This is a genomic window from Photorhabdus akhurstii (assembly GCF_018448925.1).
GTDB lineage: Bacteria > Pseudomonadota > Gammaproteobacteria > Enterobacterales > Enterobacteriaceae > Photorhabdus > Photorhabdus akhurstii.
Map to the genome: position 1 here is coordinate 1 of NZ_RCWE01000091.1, position 1,077 is coordinate 1,077.

Sequence of the window (1,077 nt, forward strand, 5' to 3'; positions counted from 1 at the left end):
CAAGATAGTGCAGTATTTGAATGGTAAGGATTTGCAGTTTTTGAAGGATAATATTACCACTTCTAACAGAGTTGCCGCTGTCGCCTTAGATCCAACTTCATGGCCTGTAATGGTCTTTGGTGCAAAGACGATGATTCAGGGGGCAAAAGGGAAAGAGCAGCTACTTGCGGCAGGCGTCACCAGTGGTGTAAATGCAGCTATTCAATATGGCACAACAGGAGAAGTGAAGTTATCTGATGTAATTGGAGCAGGTGTTGTCGGCGCTATCACAGCAGGGAAAGGTTATAACCCAACCGTTACTTGGAATGCAGTAGGCGGTTACTACACAGCAGAAATTAAAGGCGATGACCCATTTTTGAATGCAATAATAAGTAAAGGTGGTGCCAGTGTAGGGTATGCGATCGGTAATACTATCAAGGTTCCATTCAATAAAGTTTTTAACCCTGTATCAAAAGAATATGAATGGTAACCTATAGGTATTTGGACGATTACAAAGCCTGCATCAAAAAGTTCCATTCCATCTACAGTGGGTAATATAGGCGATTCAGCTGCATCAGGCCTATTCAATAGTGGTGTAGGAAGCGCGATAGAGAATAAGGAGAAACAAAATGAAAAGAAATAAGGCCAAATCGATCATGGTCATGTTGTATTTATCTTGTTCTTTTTTTCTAGCGGTGTTTCTGATGTGCATGATATTTCACGTACTTGGTTATTGGGTCGGAGGGGGAAAAGACATTTTTCACTTCATCAGTGATAATATCGGAATGTATCTAAAAATCAGTACGTCGGGATTTCTGGCAGGCTTTGTATTTTGGTTATTTGGTATTCGTTAGTCGCCCAGTAAGAACGATCCCTGCTGTTTGAACTTCCCCCGAAAGTTAGACACCCAACAAGTAGGGGGAAGTTCTCCATGAAGAAGTACAGGAAGCATTTGTCACATTTAAGTAGACACCGCTTCATCCGACCTGATAGAACACAGCAAACAGACCAGTAAGGGCTTACTCTCCAAATCCTCCATCGAAACCCACGACGAAGTGCATGAACGCCGGGCGCAGAGCACCACGCTCAGTGGCGACA

The 1,077-nt window shown here is 43.1% G+C and carries 1 pseudogene; it reads left to right on the forward strand.

Going from position 1 to position 1,077, the window contains the following annotated elements:
• Positions 1-469 (forward strand): annotated as a pseudogene (locus EAE93_RS24920) (hypothetical protein); the annotation flags it as partial.
• Between the last annotated feature and the right edge of the window lie 608 nt (positions 470-1,077).